The organism is Blautia sp. St.27G3 (assembly GCF_059728505.1).
Genome location: NZ_BAAGFO010000002.1, coordinates 140,274 through 154,437 on the forward strand (window position 1 = coordinate 140,274; position 14,164 = coordinate 154,437).

Below are 14,164 nucleotides of genomic sequence, written 5' to 3' on the forward strand. Positions count from 1 at the left end.
GCTTCATGAAAGTAGCGTTTATTGCACACGATACAAAGAAAAAGCTGATGCAGAATCTTTGTATTGCCTATCGAAACATTCTGGCCAAGCATATGTTGTATGCAACAGGGACGACAGGCCGGTTAATTGAAGAAGTTACGGGATTGAATATTCACAAAACTCTTGCAGGGCATATCGGCGGAGAAGAGCAGATCGGGGCAATGATTGAACAGAACCAGATTGACCTCGTAATCTTTTTTCGTAATCCGGGGAGTGCCAGAAGCAGTGAGCTGGATATCAATAAAGTGCTTCGCCTATGCGATATTCACAATGTCCCTCTGGCAACCAATATTGCATCCGCAGAGCTTTTACTGAAATCATTGGATAGAGGGGATCTTGAGTGGCGTGAGATGTACAGATAGTTCTGATTTACGGTCTGGATATTCAGAACGTGAATGGATGAGGATTCAGGCAAAAGAAGAAAAAGAACAGAAAAAACAACGACAGCTGATCGGGATGGCGGTTATTTTATTCCTGATTTCACTGCTGTTATGTTTTTTTGTTTATTATTTTGTGTTACGGTCACATGATTATACACTGACACAGCCATATGACAAAGCGGATATGGTGCTGGGGATCGGAAATACCTTGTCTTCCGGAAATGTGGCAGAACCATTTGCCGGAGAACTATGCGTGGCAAACGGCGAGGTCAACACGCAGGCTCTTTCATTAAGCGCGTACTCGGCCGGACTGTTTGATATGAATAAAAAGCAGACGATTTATGCAAAAGATATTTTTACAAAACGCGGCGAGGCCAGTATCACAAAGATCATGACAGCACTTGTTACGCTGAAATATGGAAATCTGGATGATATCATAACTGTGACGCCCATTGTAAAGGATATTGAGTACGGTTCTTCTGTTTGTGATATCAAAGAAGGGGATGTGCTGTCTCTGAGACAGCTGCTCTACGGATTGATGATTGCTTCCGGAAATGACGCTGGTATGATGATTGCCGAGCATGTGGGAGGATCTGTCGACAATTTCGTAAATATGATGAACGAGGAGGCCCGACAGATCGGAGCAACCAATACCCATTTTACAAATCCGCACGGGTTGACTGATCCGGATCACTATACGACTGTATATGATATATATCTGATGATGAATGCAGCGCTGGAATACGAAATTTTTCAGGATATTATCAGCAGAAAAAATTATTATGCAGAGTATTCGAGAATTGACGGTTCTCCTGTAGCAGTTACCTGGGAATCGACGAATCATTACTTTACCAATGACGCTGATGCACCAGATAACGTCACGGTATATGGTGGTAAGACAGGAACAACAGACGAAGCGGGTAATTGTCTGGCCCTACTTACAAAAGATCCGTACGGGAATCCGTATTTATCAATTATTTTGCATTGCGATTCAAAAGAATCTCTCTACGCAGAGATGAATCAACTATTATCACTAATCGAGAGCTGATCAGAGGAATTATGTGTAAATTTACCCCTGAAATTTGATTTAGGTGTTGTAATTTTCTGTTGAATAGACTATAATAAAGCATGAATATATATCCGCTACTATAAGGAGGAGATTGGCCATGATACAGTTAATCGTAGGTGAAAAGGGAAAAGGAAAGACAAAGGTTCTGCTTGATAAAGCGAACACAGAAGTAAAGAATGCGCATGGGAGTATCGTTTATCTGGATAAAAGTGCCAAACATATGTATGAGTTGAATAATAAGGTTCGGTTGATCGATGTTTCCGGATTTGATCTTCAGTCAAGTGGAGAGTTTCTTGGATTTATTTACGGTATTATTTCTCAGGACCATGATCTTGAGCAGATGTATCTTGACAGCTTTTTGAAAATATCTGCGTCGGACGAAGCAACAGTAAACGAGCTGCTTGAAAAGCTTGTACAGATTGGAGAAAAGTTCCATGTGACCTTTGTGATCAGCATTTCTGTCAATGCAGCAGCGATTTCTGAAAATCTGAAAGAAAATATTATTGCGGAATTATAATAAAGTTACATACAAACGCCTGAAGTATTCTGGATTTTCCGAAAGCTTCAGGCGTTTTGCAATGTATTCTATTCTCTTCCCATTTCTCTTACCCGGCCATACAGGCTGAGCAGATACAGACCGGCCAGACCGACCAGAGCATAGATGATTCTTGAAATCCATGTCATATTTCCAAAAAGCAGATTTACAAGATCCAGCTTGAAAAAACCAATCAGGCCCCAGTTGACAGCGCCGATAATGACAAGCGTCAGAGCTGTATAATCAAAACATCTTCCCATGTCTTTCCCTCCTTTTCAGATTAGGATAGGCTTAGTCTTCCCTGAAAATTGGTTTTTATTCAGAACAAAGGTTGTATCACAAAGAGGAACATGGTAAAATAATCGGTAAGACCTTTTATGAAACACGCAGGAGGGCCCTTTTTTGAGCAAACGGAGTAAAAAGAAAAAAATTACAAAATATAAAAAATATTCGTTTTTTAATATAGGTACGCTTCTGTTTGGAACACTATTTATTTATATGGTTATTTCCACTTTTATGTATATGACAGAAACGCATATCACGTCTTATGAAGTTATGAAAGGGACAATCACAGGAAATTACCGTTATCATGCGCTTTCCCTGCGCACGGAAGAAATTGTTACTGCCTCACAGTCAGGGAGTGTTCGTTATTTTGAGCGGGAAGGAAGTAAGGTTTCCGCTGGTAGCACCGTTTGTTCTGTCAATGAAACCGGATCATTGGACCCGGTCCTGATCAGTGATTTTGTACTGGACGATAAAGAAGCAAGTAGGCTTCGTGATACGATGTCCAGTTTTACGATTAATTATTCAGGGAGTGCCTTCCAGAAAACGTATGACCTGAAGGCAACCATGGAAAGTTCTATTTCGGAAATTATCGAACAAAACTCTACCGGTTATGTAAATGTGCGAAATCAATGCAATGCGCCCACCTCCGGTTTTGTAGTTTACAATATAGATGGAATGGAGACGTTAAAAGAGGAGCAGCTTACTTCAGAAGTTTTTGATCAGACCAGATACAGCTCAACAAAGCTTCGTAATCAGAAAAATGTCAGAGCTGGTCAGCCTCTTTTTAAATTGATTACAGATGAAACATGGGCTTTGTATTTTCCCATAGATCGAAAGCTGCTTACGGAGCTTTCCGATATGAAAAAAATCCGTTTTCGTTTCCTGAAAGATAACCAGACTTTTACTGCGCCATTTTCGGTGATTCAAAACGGCGAGGAAGCTTTTGGTAAAATTTCTCTGGATAATTCTCTGGTGCGTTATGCGACAGATCGTTTTTTAGAGATAGAGCTTGTAATGAATAAAAAAAGCGGGCTTAAGATACCTTCCTCTGCGATTGTTGACCGGGCTTTTTACAGGATTCCTGAAGAATATGTCATCAAAAATGCAGATACAGACAAAGAAATTGCTTTGAAAGTCGAACATTTTGCAGGGGATGGTTCCTCAAAGGTTAGTTATATTACGGCAAACGTTTATCGGTACGAGAATAATGAGTATCTGATTGATCAGAAGGTATTATCGGAGGGCGACTACATTCAGCTGGAAGATTCCGCAAAGAGGATACAGGTGCAGGAGAAGAATCTGGAGACACTGCACGGTGTATACAATATTAATAAAGGATATGCCGTATTCCGTGAGATCACAGTGATTGATGAAAATGAAGAGTACTGTATTGTGGAGAGCAACAACGTATACGGTCTGGCGGCCTATGATTATATTGTACTTGACGCTTCGCTTGTGAAGGAAGATCAGATTGTATATTAGAGGTTGCGTTTGGACGTATCTTAGCGATGCACAGAAATAGTTGAGACAGAAATAGTTGAGATAGAGGAGATTATGATGATCAAGGACAATTTACAGGAAGTGGAACGGCGGATTACGGCTGCCTGCGAGAGAGCCGGACGTAACCGCGATGAAGTTTTGCTGGTTGCAGTGAGTAAGACAAAACCGGTAGAAATGCTGCGCTGTGCATATGATGCTGGAACGCGCAATTTCGGAGAGAATAAACCTCAGGAAATAAAAGAAAAATATCCGCTTATGGAAAAAGATGTGAAATGGCATATGATTGGCCATCTTCAGCGCAACAAGATAAAATATATCATCGACAAAGTCTGTATGATTCATTCCGTGGATTCAGTGCGTCTGGCTGAGGCAATCAACGAGGAGGCGGAAAAGCATGGAATAGTTATGCCGGTTCTTGTAGAGGTAAATGTTGCCAGAGAAGCGTCCAAATATGGTATTATGCCGGAGGAAACAGAGACATTTATCAGGCAGATTAGTGTATTTTCGCATATTTGTGTACAAGGTCTGATGACAATAGCTCCATTTACAGAAAATCCGGAAGAAAATCGCGGCTACTTCCGTGATTTATATAAATTATATGTTGACATCAAAGCCAAAAACATTGATAATGTGAATATGTGTAATCTTAGCATGGGAATGACCGGCGATTACGAGGTAGCAATTGAAGAGGGCGCAACGATGGTCCGTGTAGGAACCGGTATTTTCGGTGAAAGATTTTACAGCCTTACTTAAGGGCGGATGGGAGACTTTTTTATGGGAGTTTTAGATAAGTTTTTGAATGCAATGAAGATGAACGACGATGAAGGTTTCGGTGAGGATTACCTGGACGATGATTACGACGATTACGATGAATTCGAAGAAGAGAAACCAAAAAGACGTTTTCTAAACAAATATGAGGAAGAGCCGGAAGAGGAAGAGACAGGAAAACCAGTTACGTCATCCGGAAGCGCACCGCTCACGCCTGTAAAAATGAAAGCGAAAACTTCTGCCAGAAGTAACTCAAAAATTGCACCGATGCGTACCAAAAAAAGCAGTGGTATGGAGGTTTGTGTGATTAAACCAAAGAGCATGGAGGATGCACGCGAGATTACGGAAACGCTGCTTGAGGAATGTACAGTTGTCCTGAACATGGAAGGCCTGGATCTGGATGTAGCACAGAGAATTATTGATTTTGCATCTGGTTCCTGTTATGCAATTCATGGAAACCTGCAGAAGATCAGTAATTACATTTTTATTATCACACCAGAAAGTGTTGACATTTCCGGAGACTTCCAGGAAATTCTGACAGGTGCTTTTGATGTTCCTTCCTTTGGAACAAGATTCTAGTGGGACAAGGTCTGAACTATATAGATTTTATAATGGAAGGAAAGTCTGAAAGAACGGATTTTAATCTATGAGTGAGGAAGAGCTGCTGATCAAACGCTTTCAGGAATTGGCAGGTATGGCGGACCGAAGAGGTTTTGTCTCCTTTACTGATTTTCTGAATCTAAATGAACAGAATATTTTACACCAAACGATGCAAAAGTTTTCCTGGATGAAAGGGGAAACTTTTGGTGGTTATAAGGGAGCGGAGCGTCAGATTGCGGCATTTGTACCTGACGCTTTTTCGGGTTACGACGACTTTTCAAACTGGCAGGAAGACACCTGGGAGTATCCGATTGCCTGTATCCGGATTCGTCCGTTGCATGCAAAGTTTGCAGAAAATCTCGGACACAGGGATATTCTTGGCGCGCTGATGCATCTGGGAATTGAACGCAGCAAAATGGGAGATATTGCATTGTGTGGTGAAGAGTTTTATCTGTTCTGTTGTACTTCTATGGCAGAGTTGATCTGCCGCGAGCTTACCAGAATCCGCCATACCTCTGTGTGCTGCGAGATTTGCAGTCAGGCGGATTTTGTTTATCAGCCTGAGACGAAAAGTATAACGGGAAGCGTTGCATCCGTGCGTTTAGACGCAGTTATGGCACTGGCATTTCAGGCTTCACGTAGCAGCTTGTTATCCCTGATTGGGGATGGCAAAGTCTTTGTAAATGGAAAGCTGATTACGACAAATGCGTATGCATTAAAGGAGATGGATCTTGTATCTGCCAGGGGATTGGGACGTTTTCGCTATATCGGTGTACTGGGACAGACCAAAAAAGGACGATGCATGGTCGAGCTCGAGAAATATATCTGAATAGGTAGAAATTGAGTAATGGTATTCCAAAACTCAGAGTAAAAGATTCAGCCGGAATCTGGCTGACATGTCAGAGAAGCAGCCAGGAGGATTTAAGAAAATGAAAAAGAACGAAGCAGTAACAAATATCACAGTAAAAACAGCCGGGAATGCACCGTACGATATTCTTTTCAGAGATTCCTTTGAAGCGCTTTCTGGCGCATTGGAGGCAGTGGGATGTAGTGGTCACCGGCTCTGCATTGTGACAGATTCTAACGTTGCGCCACTGTATCTGGAAGAAGTCAAAGAGCTGGCAGAGAAAGTTTGCAGTCAGGTAGAATGTTTTATTTTTGAAGCAGGAGAGCAGAATAAAACGCTGGCAACCGTTCAGTCTATTTATGAGAAACTGATTCTTGCCGGTTTTGACCGAAAGGATTATCTTCTGGCGCTTGGCGGTGGCGTAACCGGGGATATGACGGGTTATGCGGCCGCTACTTTTCTGCGCGGTATTCGGTTTATTCAGGTGCCGACGACGCTGTTGGCCCAGATTGACAGCAGCATCGGAGGAAAGACAGGAGTCGATTTCGATCAGTATAAAAATATGGTTGGAGCATTCCATCAACCGGCACTTGTATACATTAATATCAATGTTTTAAAGGCCCTTCCAGAGAAACAGTTTGCAAACGGAATGGCAGAGTTATTAAAGCACGGGATCATTTTGGACGCTGATTTTTACGAGTGGACGATTGCGCATATGGATGAAATTGAAAGCCGCAATCCGGAAATATTGCGTGCAATGGTGGCGAAATCTTGTCAGATCAAACAGTATGTGGTTGAGAAAGACCCGACAGAAAAAGGAGATCGTGCTTTGCTCAATTTCGGACACACGATTGGCCATGCGATTGAAAAACTAAAACATTTTGAGATGCTGCATGGGGAATGCGTTGCACTTGGCTGTGTTGCAGCTGCTTACATTTCCTGGTGCAGAGGCTTGATTGATGAGAATGAATTTTATGAAATACGGGATATGAATGTGGGATTCGGGTTACCGATTTCTTTTGATGGTTTGGATTCTGAGGCAATTGTGGAAGCAACCAGAAAAGATAAAAAAATGGATGCCGGCAAAATTCGATTTATTTTACTAAAAAAACTGGGACATGCATACATAGATATGACGGTGACGGAAAAGGAAATGCTGGATGCCGTTAATTTTCTGAATGCAGACGCGTAAGAACCAAAATAATTCTGAAAGGTCAGATACGGAGAAAGGCGGCAAGAAGATGGAATACCAATATGAGAACTGCAAAAAAAAAGGAAAACGGTGCATGTTTGGCGCACTGTCCGTTTTGTTGCTTTTGCTGTTTGACCAAATTACGAAATATTCCGCACAGAGCCTTCTTGCAGGAAAGAAGAGTGTTTCAGTTATTCCTGGTGTATTTCAGCTGTTTTATCTGGAAAACAGAGGCGCCGCCTTTGGAATGTTTGCGAACCGGCAGGCCTTTTTTATCCTGGTTGCTGCTGTGATGACGGCTGTTGCGGTATTTGTATATCTGAGATTGCCTCAGGAGAAACATTATTATTTGCTGCGCTGTGTCTGTGTTTTGATTGCCGCAGGCGCCGTGGGGAATATGCTAGACCGTATATTACATGGGTATGTAATTGATTTTTTATATGTATCACTGATTGATTTCCCGGTATTTAACGTTGCAGACTGTTATGTCTGTATCGGAGCTGCACTTGGCGTTGTGGCCATCTTTACCTTATATAAAGAGGATGATTTTAAATTTTTGAATCCATTTGGACAGAACAACCGATCAAATGGAAAACCAGATTAAAATTTGTATCCTCGATATTGGAATACAGATTTGGATCGAAATAGCGAACTTCAGATGGGAATAAATGAAACGAGGGAACAGTGGATAAAATTATCGAAGCATATAAATGGGAGCAGCCAGATGGCGACAGTAGTGTTTTTTTAATTACAGAACAGATGACTGGCCAGAGAATTGATCGTATTTTGGCAGAGCAATTTCCGGATGTTACACGTTCTTATCTGCAAAAGCTCATTCGTGAGAAGTGTGTAAAGATCAATGAAAAAGTGATAAAGGCCAGCGCAAAGCCGGCAATAGGAGACCGAGTTTCCGTGTTTTTTCCGGAAGCAGAGGAATTGCAGATTGTACCAGAGGATATTCCTCTGGATATTTTATATGAGGATTCGGACCTGATTATTGTAAATAAACCAAAAGGAATGGTCGTTCATCCTGCGGCAGGGCATTACAGCAAAACGCTGGTGAATGCATTGATGTACCACTGTCAGAACAGCCTGTCCGGCATCAATGGTGTCATGAGACCCGGAATTGTTCACCGGATTGATCAGAATACGACCGGTTCCCTGATTGTCTGCAAGAATGATATGGCACATCAGGCGATTGCACAGCAGCTCAGCGTGCATTCGATTACAAGAAAATACCGTGCGATTGTGTATGGACGGCTGACTGAGGACGGTACTATTCGTACGACGATTGGTAGGCATCCCCAAAAGCGCAAGGAGATGGCCGTCAATGTCCCCCAAGGAAAGACGGCTGTCACCCATTATCACGTTCTGGAGCTGTTTGACAAATTTACTTATATCGAGTGTCAGCTGGAGACAGGGCGTACGCATCAGATCCGAGTGCATATGAAAAGCATCGGCCATCCAATTCTGGGAGACGACGTGTATGGTCCGTCCAAGTGCCCGTTTTCAGGTTTGCAAGGGCAGACGCTGCATGCTATGACAATTGGGTTCCTTCATCCCTCTACAAAAGAGTATCTCGAGGTGGAGGCGCCTCTGCCCCTCTATTTTACGGATTTACTGAATAAGCTTCGATCTGTCTGAGAACTGTTTGGCGAAACCAGATGTCAGGTTGTCGGTACACTGGATATTACAGATTTTGTCCGTTGTTTTTTGGGAACACGTACTTTCCAGGCAGGAAGTTCGCTGTTTAAAATAGCGGTAAACATGCGTTCTTTTGTCCCAGGGTGTTCGTGACTGAGCTGCACAATCAGATCTTTTGCGTATTCACGCTGGGTAAAACCGTCTGCAGGACAGGGATTTTTTGCAATCGGAAGGTGATACAAGTTCATAAAGCCTTTTACATCTGCCTCGTCTACGTAGATCAGAGGACGGATCAGCGTCAAATCCATCCGGTCCAGATAAGTAACCGGTGAAAACGTATGGATACGGCCTTCCAGGATAAGGGACATCAGGAGCGTTTCTACCACATCGTCTTTATGATGGGCATATGCAAGCTTATTGCAGCCCAGTTCTTTTGCTTTTTCGTTGAAGGCACCTTTTCTCATTTTGGCGCACAGAGAACATGGATTTTCTTCTTTGCGTTCTTTAAAAATAATGTTGCCGATTTCCGTTTCAACAATTGTATAGGGCACGTCCAGCTCCTGGCAGAGTGCTTTTATTGGCTCCAGATGAAAGCCTACAAAGCCGAGGTTGACTGTTATTGCCTCAATCGAAAAAGGGGCCGGATAAAAGCGTCTGAGCGCGCTCAGAGCATAGAGCAGTGTCAGGCTGTCTTTTCCGCCGGAAATACCGACCGCAATTTTATCTCCTGGCTGTATCATCTGGAATTCATCTATCGCTTTGCGTGTCAGGCTCAGCAGTTTCTGTAATTTCATGGAAAACTCCTTTTTTCACTAATATTTTTCTTTTTGTTTCGGCTTTTATCATAGCTGAAATAAAGGCAGATGACAACCATGAAAAATGAAAAATAAAGTATAATTGGTTGACCCATACGATGTTTTCAGGTAGACTAATTGTAGAATAGTATCATGGATTTTTAGGACAGGAGATAGGATATGAAATTAATAATTCAGAGAGTTTCAGAGGCCAGTGTAACCGTGGATGGACGGACAACCGGTTCCATCGGAAAGGGATTTCTGGTTCTGATCGGAGTGGGACAGGCAGATACAAAGGAGGATGCCGATTTTTATATTCGGAAAATGTTGGGACTTCGCATTTTTGAAGATGAACAGGGAAAAACAAACCTTTCTTTGCGGGATGTAAACGGAGAATTGCTTCTCGTATCGCAGTTTACCCTGTATGCCAATTGTAAAAAGGGAAACAGGCCAAGCTTTGTTGATGCCGGAGCTCCGGATATGGCAGAGGCACTTTATGAGTACATTATTGAAGAATGCAAAAAACAGGTGCCAGTAGTGGAATGTGGAGAATTTGGCGCAGATATGAAGGTTCGTCTCTGCAATGACGGTCCGTTTACTGTGATACTTGATGAAAGTATCCGGCATTAAAAAACATTTACAGGTAATTGCGGACAAGTTCGCAATCCGATACAAACAAGGAGGGAATTATGGACAATTTTACATTTTACAGCCCAACATATTTTGTGTTTGGCAAAGGAACTGAAAATGAGGCGGGTCATTATGTGAAACGCTTTGGAGGAACTCGAGTATTGCTTCATTATGGCGGAGGCAGCGTGATACGCTCCGGTCTTCTGGACCGCGTGAAGGCCTCACTGGAGAAGGAAGGGCTGTTCTGGGCAGAGCTTGGAGGTGTTCAGCCAAATCCGAGAAGCGGCCTGGTTTATAAAGGAATTGAGCTTTGCCGTAAAGAAAACATAGACTTTATTCTGGCTGTAGGCGGCGGAAGCACGATTGATTCATCGAAGGCAATTTCCATCGGAACACCGTATCAGGGAGATTTCTGGGATTTTTATGCCGGAAAGGCAGAAGCAAAAACATCGCTTCCCGTTGCCTCTGTGCTGACGATTGCAGCGGCAGGCAGTGAGGGCAGCGATGGTTCTGTAATCACGCAGGAAAACGGGATGTACAAACGCGGGTATGGCAGTGAGCTGATTCGCCCTGTTTTTGCAATCATGAATCCGGAGCTTACGATGACACTGCCGCCGTATCAGACGGCCAGCGGCTGTACTGATATCATGGCTCATGTCTTTGAACGCTATTTTACCAATACGAGAAACGTTGAGATTACAGACCGGTTATGTGAAGGGATTCTCAAAACAATCATCAAAGAACTGCCAAAGGTACTGGAAAACCCGAATGATTATGAAGCGCGTGCAAATATTATGTGGGCAGGTACTCTGGCACACAACGATGTTTGCGGCGTTGGAAGAGAGCAGGACTGGGCAAGTCACAATCTGGAACATGAGCTTTCTGCCCTGTATGACTGCGCACATGGCGCGGGTCTTGCAGTCATGTTCCCTGCCTGGATGACCTATGTGATGCGTCATGATGTGAACCGCTTTGCGCAGTTTGCCGTGCGCGTCTGGGGATGCGAAATGAACTTCGAAAATCCGGAAGAGACAGCAAAAGAGGGCATTGCGCGTACCAGAGCCTTTTTCCATTCCATCGGAATGCCGACTTCTTTTGCAGAGCTTGGCGCAAAAGAGGAGGACATCCCGAAGCTGCTTGAAACGCTTCAGATTGAGGGCCGGACAGAGGGCTTCTTTATGAAACTCGGCCCAAAGGAATGTGAAGCGATTTACCATCTGGCTTGCAGAGAATAAAACTTCATAAATGAAAAAGCAGTCAGAATAAGTTGACGTAATAAAATTATGTTAACTTATTCTGACTAAAATCTAATATTATGATTCACGGAGTCGTACAGCAGAAGCTGCCTTTCTGCGGCGGTCTTCGTCCATGGCTGCGTAATGCTTTCTGGTCGTATTGACATCTTTATGACCCAGTACATCCGCAACCAGATAGATATCCCCGGTTTCTTTATACAGGCTCGTGCCATACGTACTGCGCAGCTTATGCGGCGTGATTTTTTTTGTGGTCGTAATTTCACGTGCATATTTTTTGACCATATTTTCTACGGCCTGTACGCCAATTCTTTTGCGCTGGGTAGAATAGAAGAGCGCATTCTCATTTCCGGCTACCGGCGTGATATTTTCCCGAACTTCAAGATAGTTCAGAAGAGCTTCCTCAACCTCCTCGCCAAAATAAACCATCATTTCAGATCCGCCTTTTCGGACGACACGGATTCCGCCGTTCTTAAAATCAATATCGTTTACATCAAGGCCAACACACTCGGAAACACGGATTCCGGTGCCGAGTAAAAGTGTGACAATGGCCAGATCACGTAACTTTGTTTTTTCATAATACAGTTTTTTCTGACCGGTCAGATGATCGCCGCAATGCTCAATATAGTCAAGCAACTCAGCCGTTTCGTCCGCATCCAGACGGACAATGGTCTTATCGTGGAGCTTTGGCATATCGACCAGAAGGGTCGGATTCGTCTTAATCATTTCACGCTTAAAATAATAGGCATAAAAACTGCGCAGCGCTGACATTTTTCGTTTCAGGCCGCGTTCCCCGTTTGTCAGAGTTTTATCGTCCGTCTGGTAGACTTTTAAATATTCCTGATATTCCTCGATATCCACAGCCTGCAGCTGATCAAGTACATCTACAGTCAGATCCGTGACAGACTTATTTTTAAAAACCGGATTCTCTGAGAAAAGAAATTGAAAGAAAATGCGGATATCGTAGGCATAGGAAATGCGGGTCCGCGTGCTGGTTGTCGGTTCAATGGCACGAAAATAATCCTTCGCAAACGGAGGCAGTGTTTTCAAAACCTCACGCAGACGAAGGATATTGTCGATGTTTACCTGTTCATGATAAGAAATTTGTTTGTCCATAATGCGTATCTGAAAAATCCCTTCCCATCTATTTGAAAAACATGTGTTTGTCGTATAGATGTATTTTAAATCAGTATACTACTGATCCGGGGATTTGTCAATGAATATACGTGTTTTATCGCTGCTTCCCAGCTTTTACAGATCTTTGAAAGAATAAATTACGGAAACAATTAAACTTCTATATGAATGCGGTTCAGATCGTTTGCATGCAGCTCGCCTTTTGAACCGACTACGCCAACCAGGTAATATTCCTTGGTAATCGGATCTTGCGTAAATTCATGAAGCAAAGCAAAATTTTCAATTTCACCGGTTGATCCAATATGCATACGCGGTCCTGTGCAGTGATAAATGTCGTCGCCGATCGAAATGTTTTTATCATCTACATAAGAAATCGGCAGATCTTTTTCAATTGCCGCTTTGATCTCCTTTTCCAGTTCGATCAGATTTACGTCAGGTTTTGTGTCAAACACTAAAATAAATCCATGCTTTACATCCCTGTGTGAAAAACGTGAAATCCCGTGTGATTCGAGGATATGGCCGCACAAATCTTCCGCAGAATGTACCATTTTGCGGTCGTGAATTGTGTGGAATACGCTCTCAGCGATATCCTGTGGCTCGGGGCCGAACATATTGGGCCGCGTGATAATAATCTCGCTGCCCACACCGATCAACAGGTGTGCATTTACCCCTAAAAGCGGATAAATCAGGTCAAAATGTTCCACCACAACGCGTTTTCCGGCATTGATTGCCTCTAAAATTGCATCCTTCAGCTGCCACATTTGCGTAAAGGCAGATTCAAAGCGAATATCAATATGATAGGTGTGCGGACTGTAAAAGGCGCCGGAATCCTGTGTCAGAATCGGAAGCGGACGTATGTTGACGCCTTCATCGTCATTGGTCAGCTCAAGGCCGGGGAACATGCCTTTTACCAGCATGCTCTTCCCGGACCCGGCTTCGCCGACAATGCCGATCAGTTTATCAAAAGGGCTCAGATACTGCTGCGCGATCTGCATCCCGAGATCACTCATACGGGTACGTCCACGTGGAGCAAAATAAACGCTGTATAGATGATTTTGTTGCATTCGTGCAGAGTATGGCATAAGAATCCCCTTTCTATGTTGTCCTTCCTATTCTCCTGTTATTTTAAGAAAGAAAACGACTTCTGTCCAGAATGATTTCAGATATCGACTACAATATCAAGCAGCGGCGCATGCTGCTGGGCTCCATATACGTCTGTTTCGCCGAGATCACCGGAACAGATCGGGCGTTTGATTGTGACTTTGATTGATTTTGCCGGCTTAAATTCAATAATATTGATAATTTTATCCGGTGTAATTTTATAGAGATCGCAGATGAGCTCTTCATTGATCGCTCCGGCGGCGCATACTCGCTCAAAATCGTCAAATGTTTTGAACATAATGTCCAGAGTCAGCTCATAAGGGCCGGAGTTTTTACTGCGCACAACATCAGTAATATCGGTCAGTCTTGTTTTCATGGCACTTCTCTCCTCCT

17 protein-coding genes are annotated in these 14,164 nt (G+C 43.2%); 12 read left to right on the forward strand and 5 right to left on the reverse strand.

Annotation, left to right across the window (positions count from 1 at the left end; all coding sequences use genetic code 11):
- Nucleotides 1-5 precede the first annotated feature (5 nt).
- The 3 genes from AC6I2O_RS10200 (at nt 6) to AC6I2O_RS10210 (ending at nt 2,005) form a co-directional block, all read left to right on the forward strand.
- On the forward strand, nt 6-401 hold the full coding sequence (locus AC6I2O_RS10200; protein WP_120392034.1) for a methylglyoxal synthase: 396 nt from the start codon (nt 6-8) through the stop codon (nt 399-401).
- 37 nt (nt 402-438) lie between these two features.
- Nucleotides 439-1,467: a D-alanyl-D-alanine carboxypeptidase family protein gene (locus AC6I2O_RS10205; RefSeq protein WP_497742581.1), complete on the forward strand. Its 1,029-nt coding sequence runs from the start codon at nt 439-441 to the stop codon at nt 1,465-1,467.
- Between the two features lie 118 nt (nt 1,468-1,585).
- Nucleotides 1,586-2,005, forward strand: coding sequence for a twitching motility protein PilT (locus tag AC6I2O_RS10210; RefSeq protein WP_120392035.1), 420 nt, complete (start codon nt 1,586-1,588; stop codon nt 2,003-2,005).
- Between the two features lie 68 nt (nt 2,006-2,073).
- Here the strand turns inward: AC6I2O_RS10210 and AC6I2O_RS10215 are convergent, their stop codons facing one another.
- Complete coding sequence (locus tag AC6I2O_RS10215; protein WP_120392036.1) at nt 2,074-2,283, reverse strand: DUF378 domain-containing protein; 210 nt, start codon at nt 2,281-2,283, stop codon at nt 2,074-2,076.
- Nucleotides 2,284-2,425: 142 nt separating this feature from the next.
- Between AC6I2O_RS10215 and AC6I2O_RS10220 the strand changes: the two genes are divergently transcribed.
- The 7 genes from AC6I2O_RS10220 (at nt 2,426) to AC6I2O_RS10250 (ending at nt 8,859) form a co-directional block, all read left to right on the forward strand.
- On the forward strand, nt 2,426-3,790 hold the full coding sequence (locus tag AC6I2O_RS10220; protein ID WP_120392037.1) for a biotin/lipoyl attachment domain-containing protein: 1,365 nt from the start codon (nt 2,426-2,428) through the stop codon (nt 3,788-3,790).
- Nucleotides 3,791-3,865: 75 nt separating this feature from the next.
- Nucleotides 3,866-4,561, forward strand: a complete 696-nt coding sequence (locus AC6I2O_RS10225) for a YggS family pyridoxal phosphate-dependent enzyme (RefSeq protein WP_120392038.1) — start codon at nt 3,866-3,868, stop codon at nt 4,559-4,561.
- Nucleotides 4,562-4,582: 21 nt separating this feature from the next.
- Complete coding sequence (locus AC6I2O_RS10230) at nt 4,583-5,155, forward strand: cell division protein SepF (protein ID WP_120392039.1); 573 nt, start codon at nt 4,583-4,585, stop codon at nt 5,153-5,155.
- A 67-nt stretch (nt 5,156-5,222) separates the two neighbouring features.
- Nucleotides 5,223-6,005: a YlmH family RNA-binding protein gene (locus tag AC6I2O_RS10235; RefSeq protein WP_497742582.1), complete on the forward strand. Its 783-nt coding sequence runs from the start codon at nt 5,223-5,225 to the stop codon at nt 6,003-6,005.
- Nucleotides 6,006-6,105: 100 nt separating this feature from the next.
- Complete coding sequence (aroB, locus tag AC6I2O_RS10240) at nt 6,106-7,215, forward strand: 3-dehydroquinate synthase (protein ID WP_120392041.1); 1,110 nt, start codon at nt 6,106-6,108, stop codon at nt 7,213-7,215.
- A gap of 49 nt (nt 7,216-7,264) precedes the next feature.
- Nucleotides 7,265-7,819 carry a signal peptidase II gene (lspA, locus tag AC6I2O_RS10245; RefSeq protein ID WP_497742583.1) on the forward strand — a complete coding sequence of 185 codons (555 nt, stop codon included), beginning with the start codon at nt 7,265-7,267 and terminating at the stop codon, nt 7,817-7,819.
- Between the two features lie 155 nt (nt 7,820-7,974).
- Nucleotides 7,975-8,859, forward strand: a complete 885-nt coding sequence (locus AC6I2O_RS10250) for an RluA family pseudouridine synthase (RefSeq protein WP_120392307.1) — start codon at nt 7,975-7,977, stop codon at nt 8,857-8,859.
- Nucleotides 8,860-8,882: 23 nt separating this feature from the next.
- On the opposite strand, the gene AC6I2O_RS10255 is transcribed toward AC6I2O_RS10250, so the two are convergent.
- Complete coding sequence (locus AC6I2O_RS10255) at nt 8,883-9,653, reverse strand: tRNA 2-thiocytidine biosynthesis TtcA family protein (protein ID WP_497742584.1); 771 nt, start codon at nt 9,651-9,653, stop codon at nt 8,883-8,885.
- Between the two features lie 180 nt (nt 9,654-9,833).
- On the opposite strand from AC6I2O_RS10255, the gene dtd reads away from it, so the two are divergent.
- Together dtd and AC6I2O_RS10265 are read left to right on the forward strand one after the other, a co-directional pair.
- Nucleotides 9,834-10,283: a D-aminoacyl-tRNA deacylase gene (gene dtd, locus AC6I2O_RS10260; protein ID WP_497742585.1), complete on the forward strand. Its 450-nt coding sequence runs from the start codon at nt 9,834-9,836 to the stop codon at nt 10,281-10,283.
- A gap of 59 nt (nt 10,284-10,342) precedes the next feature.
- Nucleotides 10,343-11,518 (forward strand): iron-containing alcohol dehydrogenase, encoded by a 1,176-nt coding sequence (locus AC6I2O_RS10265; RefSeq protein ID WP_120392044.1) that lies wholly within the window; start codon nt 10,343-10,345, stop codon nt 11,516-11,518.
- A 78-nt stretch (nt 11,519-11,596) separates the two neighbouring features.
- On the opposite strand, the gene AC6I2O_RS10270 is transcribed toward AC6I2O_RS10265, so the two are convergent.
- From AC6I2O_RS10270 to AC6I2O_RS10280, 3 genes are all read right to left on the reverse strand, one after another.
- Entirely contained in the window at nt 11,597-12,652 is a 1,056-nt protein-coding gene (locus tag AC6I2O_RS10270; RefSeq protein WP_120392045.1) for a tyrosine-type recombinase/integrase, read from the reverse strand.
- A 170-nt stretch (nt 12,653-12,822) separates the two neighbouring features.
- On the reverse strand, nt 12,823-13,680 hold the full coding sequence (locus tag AC6I2O_RS10275) for an alanine-tRNA synthetase second additional domain-containing protein (RefSeq protein WP_497742586.1): 858 nt from the start codon (nt 13,678-13,680) through the stop codon (nt 12,823-12,825).
- 149 nt (nt 13,681-13,829) lie between these two features.
- Complete coding sequence (locus AC6I2O_RS10280; RefSeq protein WP_120392047.1) at nt 13,830-14,147, reverse strand: DUF4387 domain-containing protein; 318 nt, start codon at nt 14,145-14,147, stop codon at nt 13,830-13,832.
- Nucleotides 14,148-14,164: the final 17 nt, after the last annotated feature.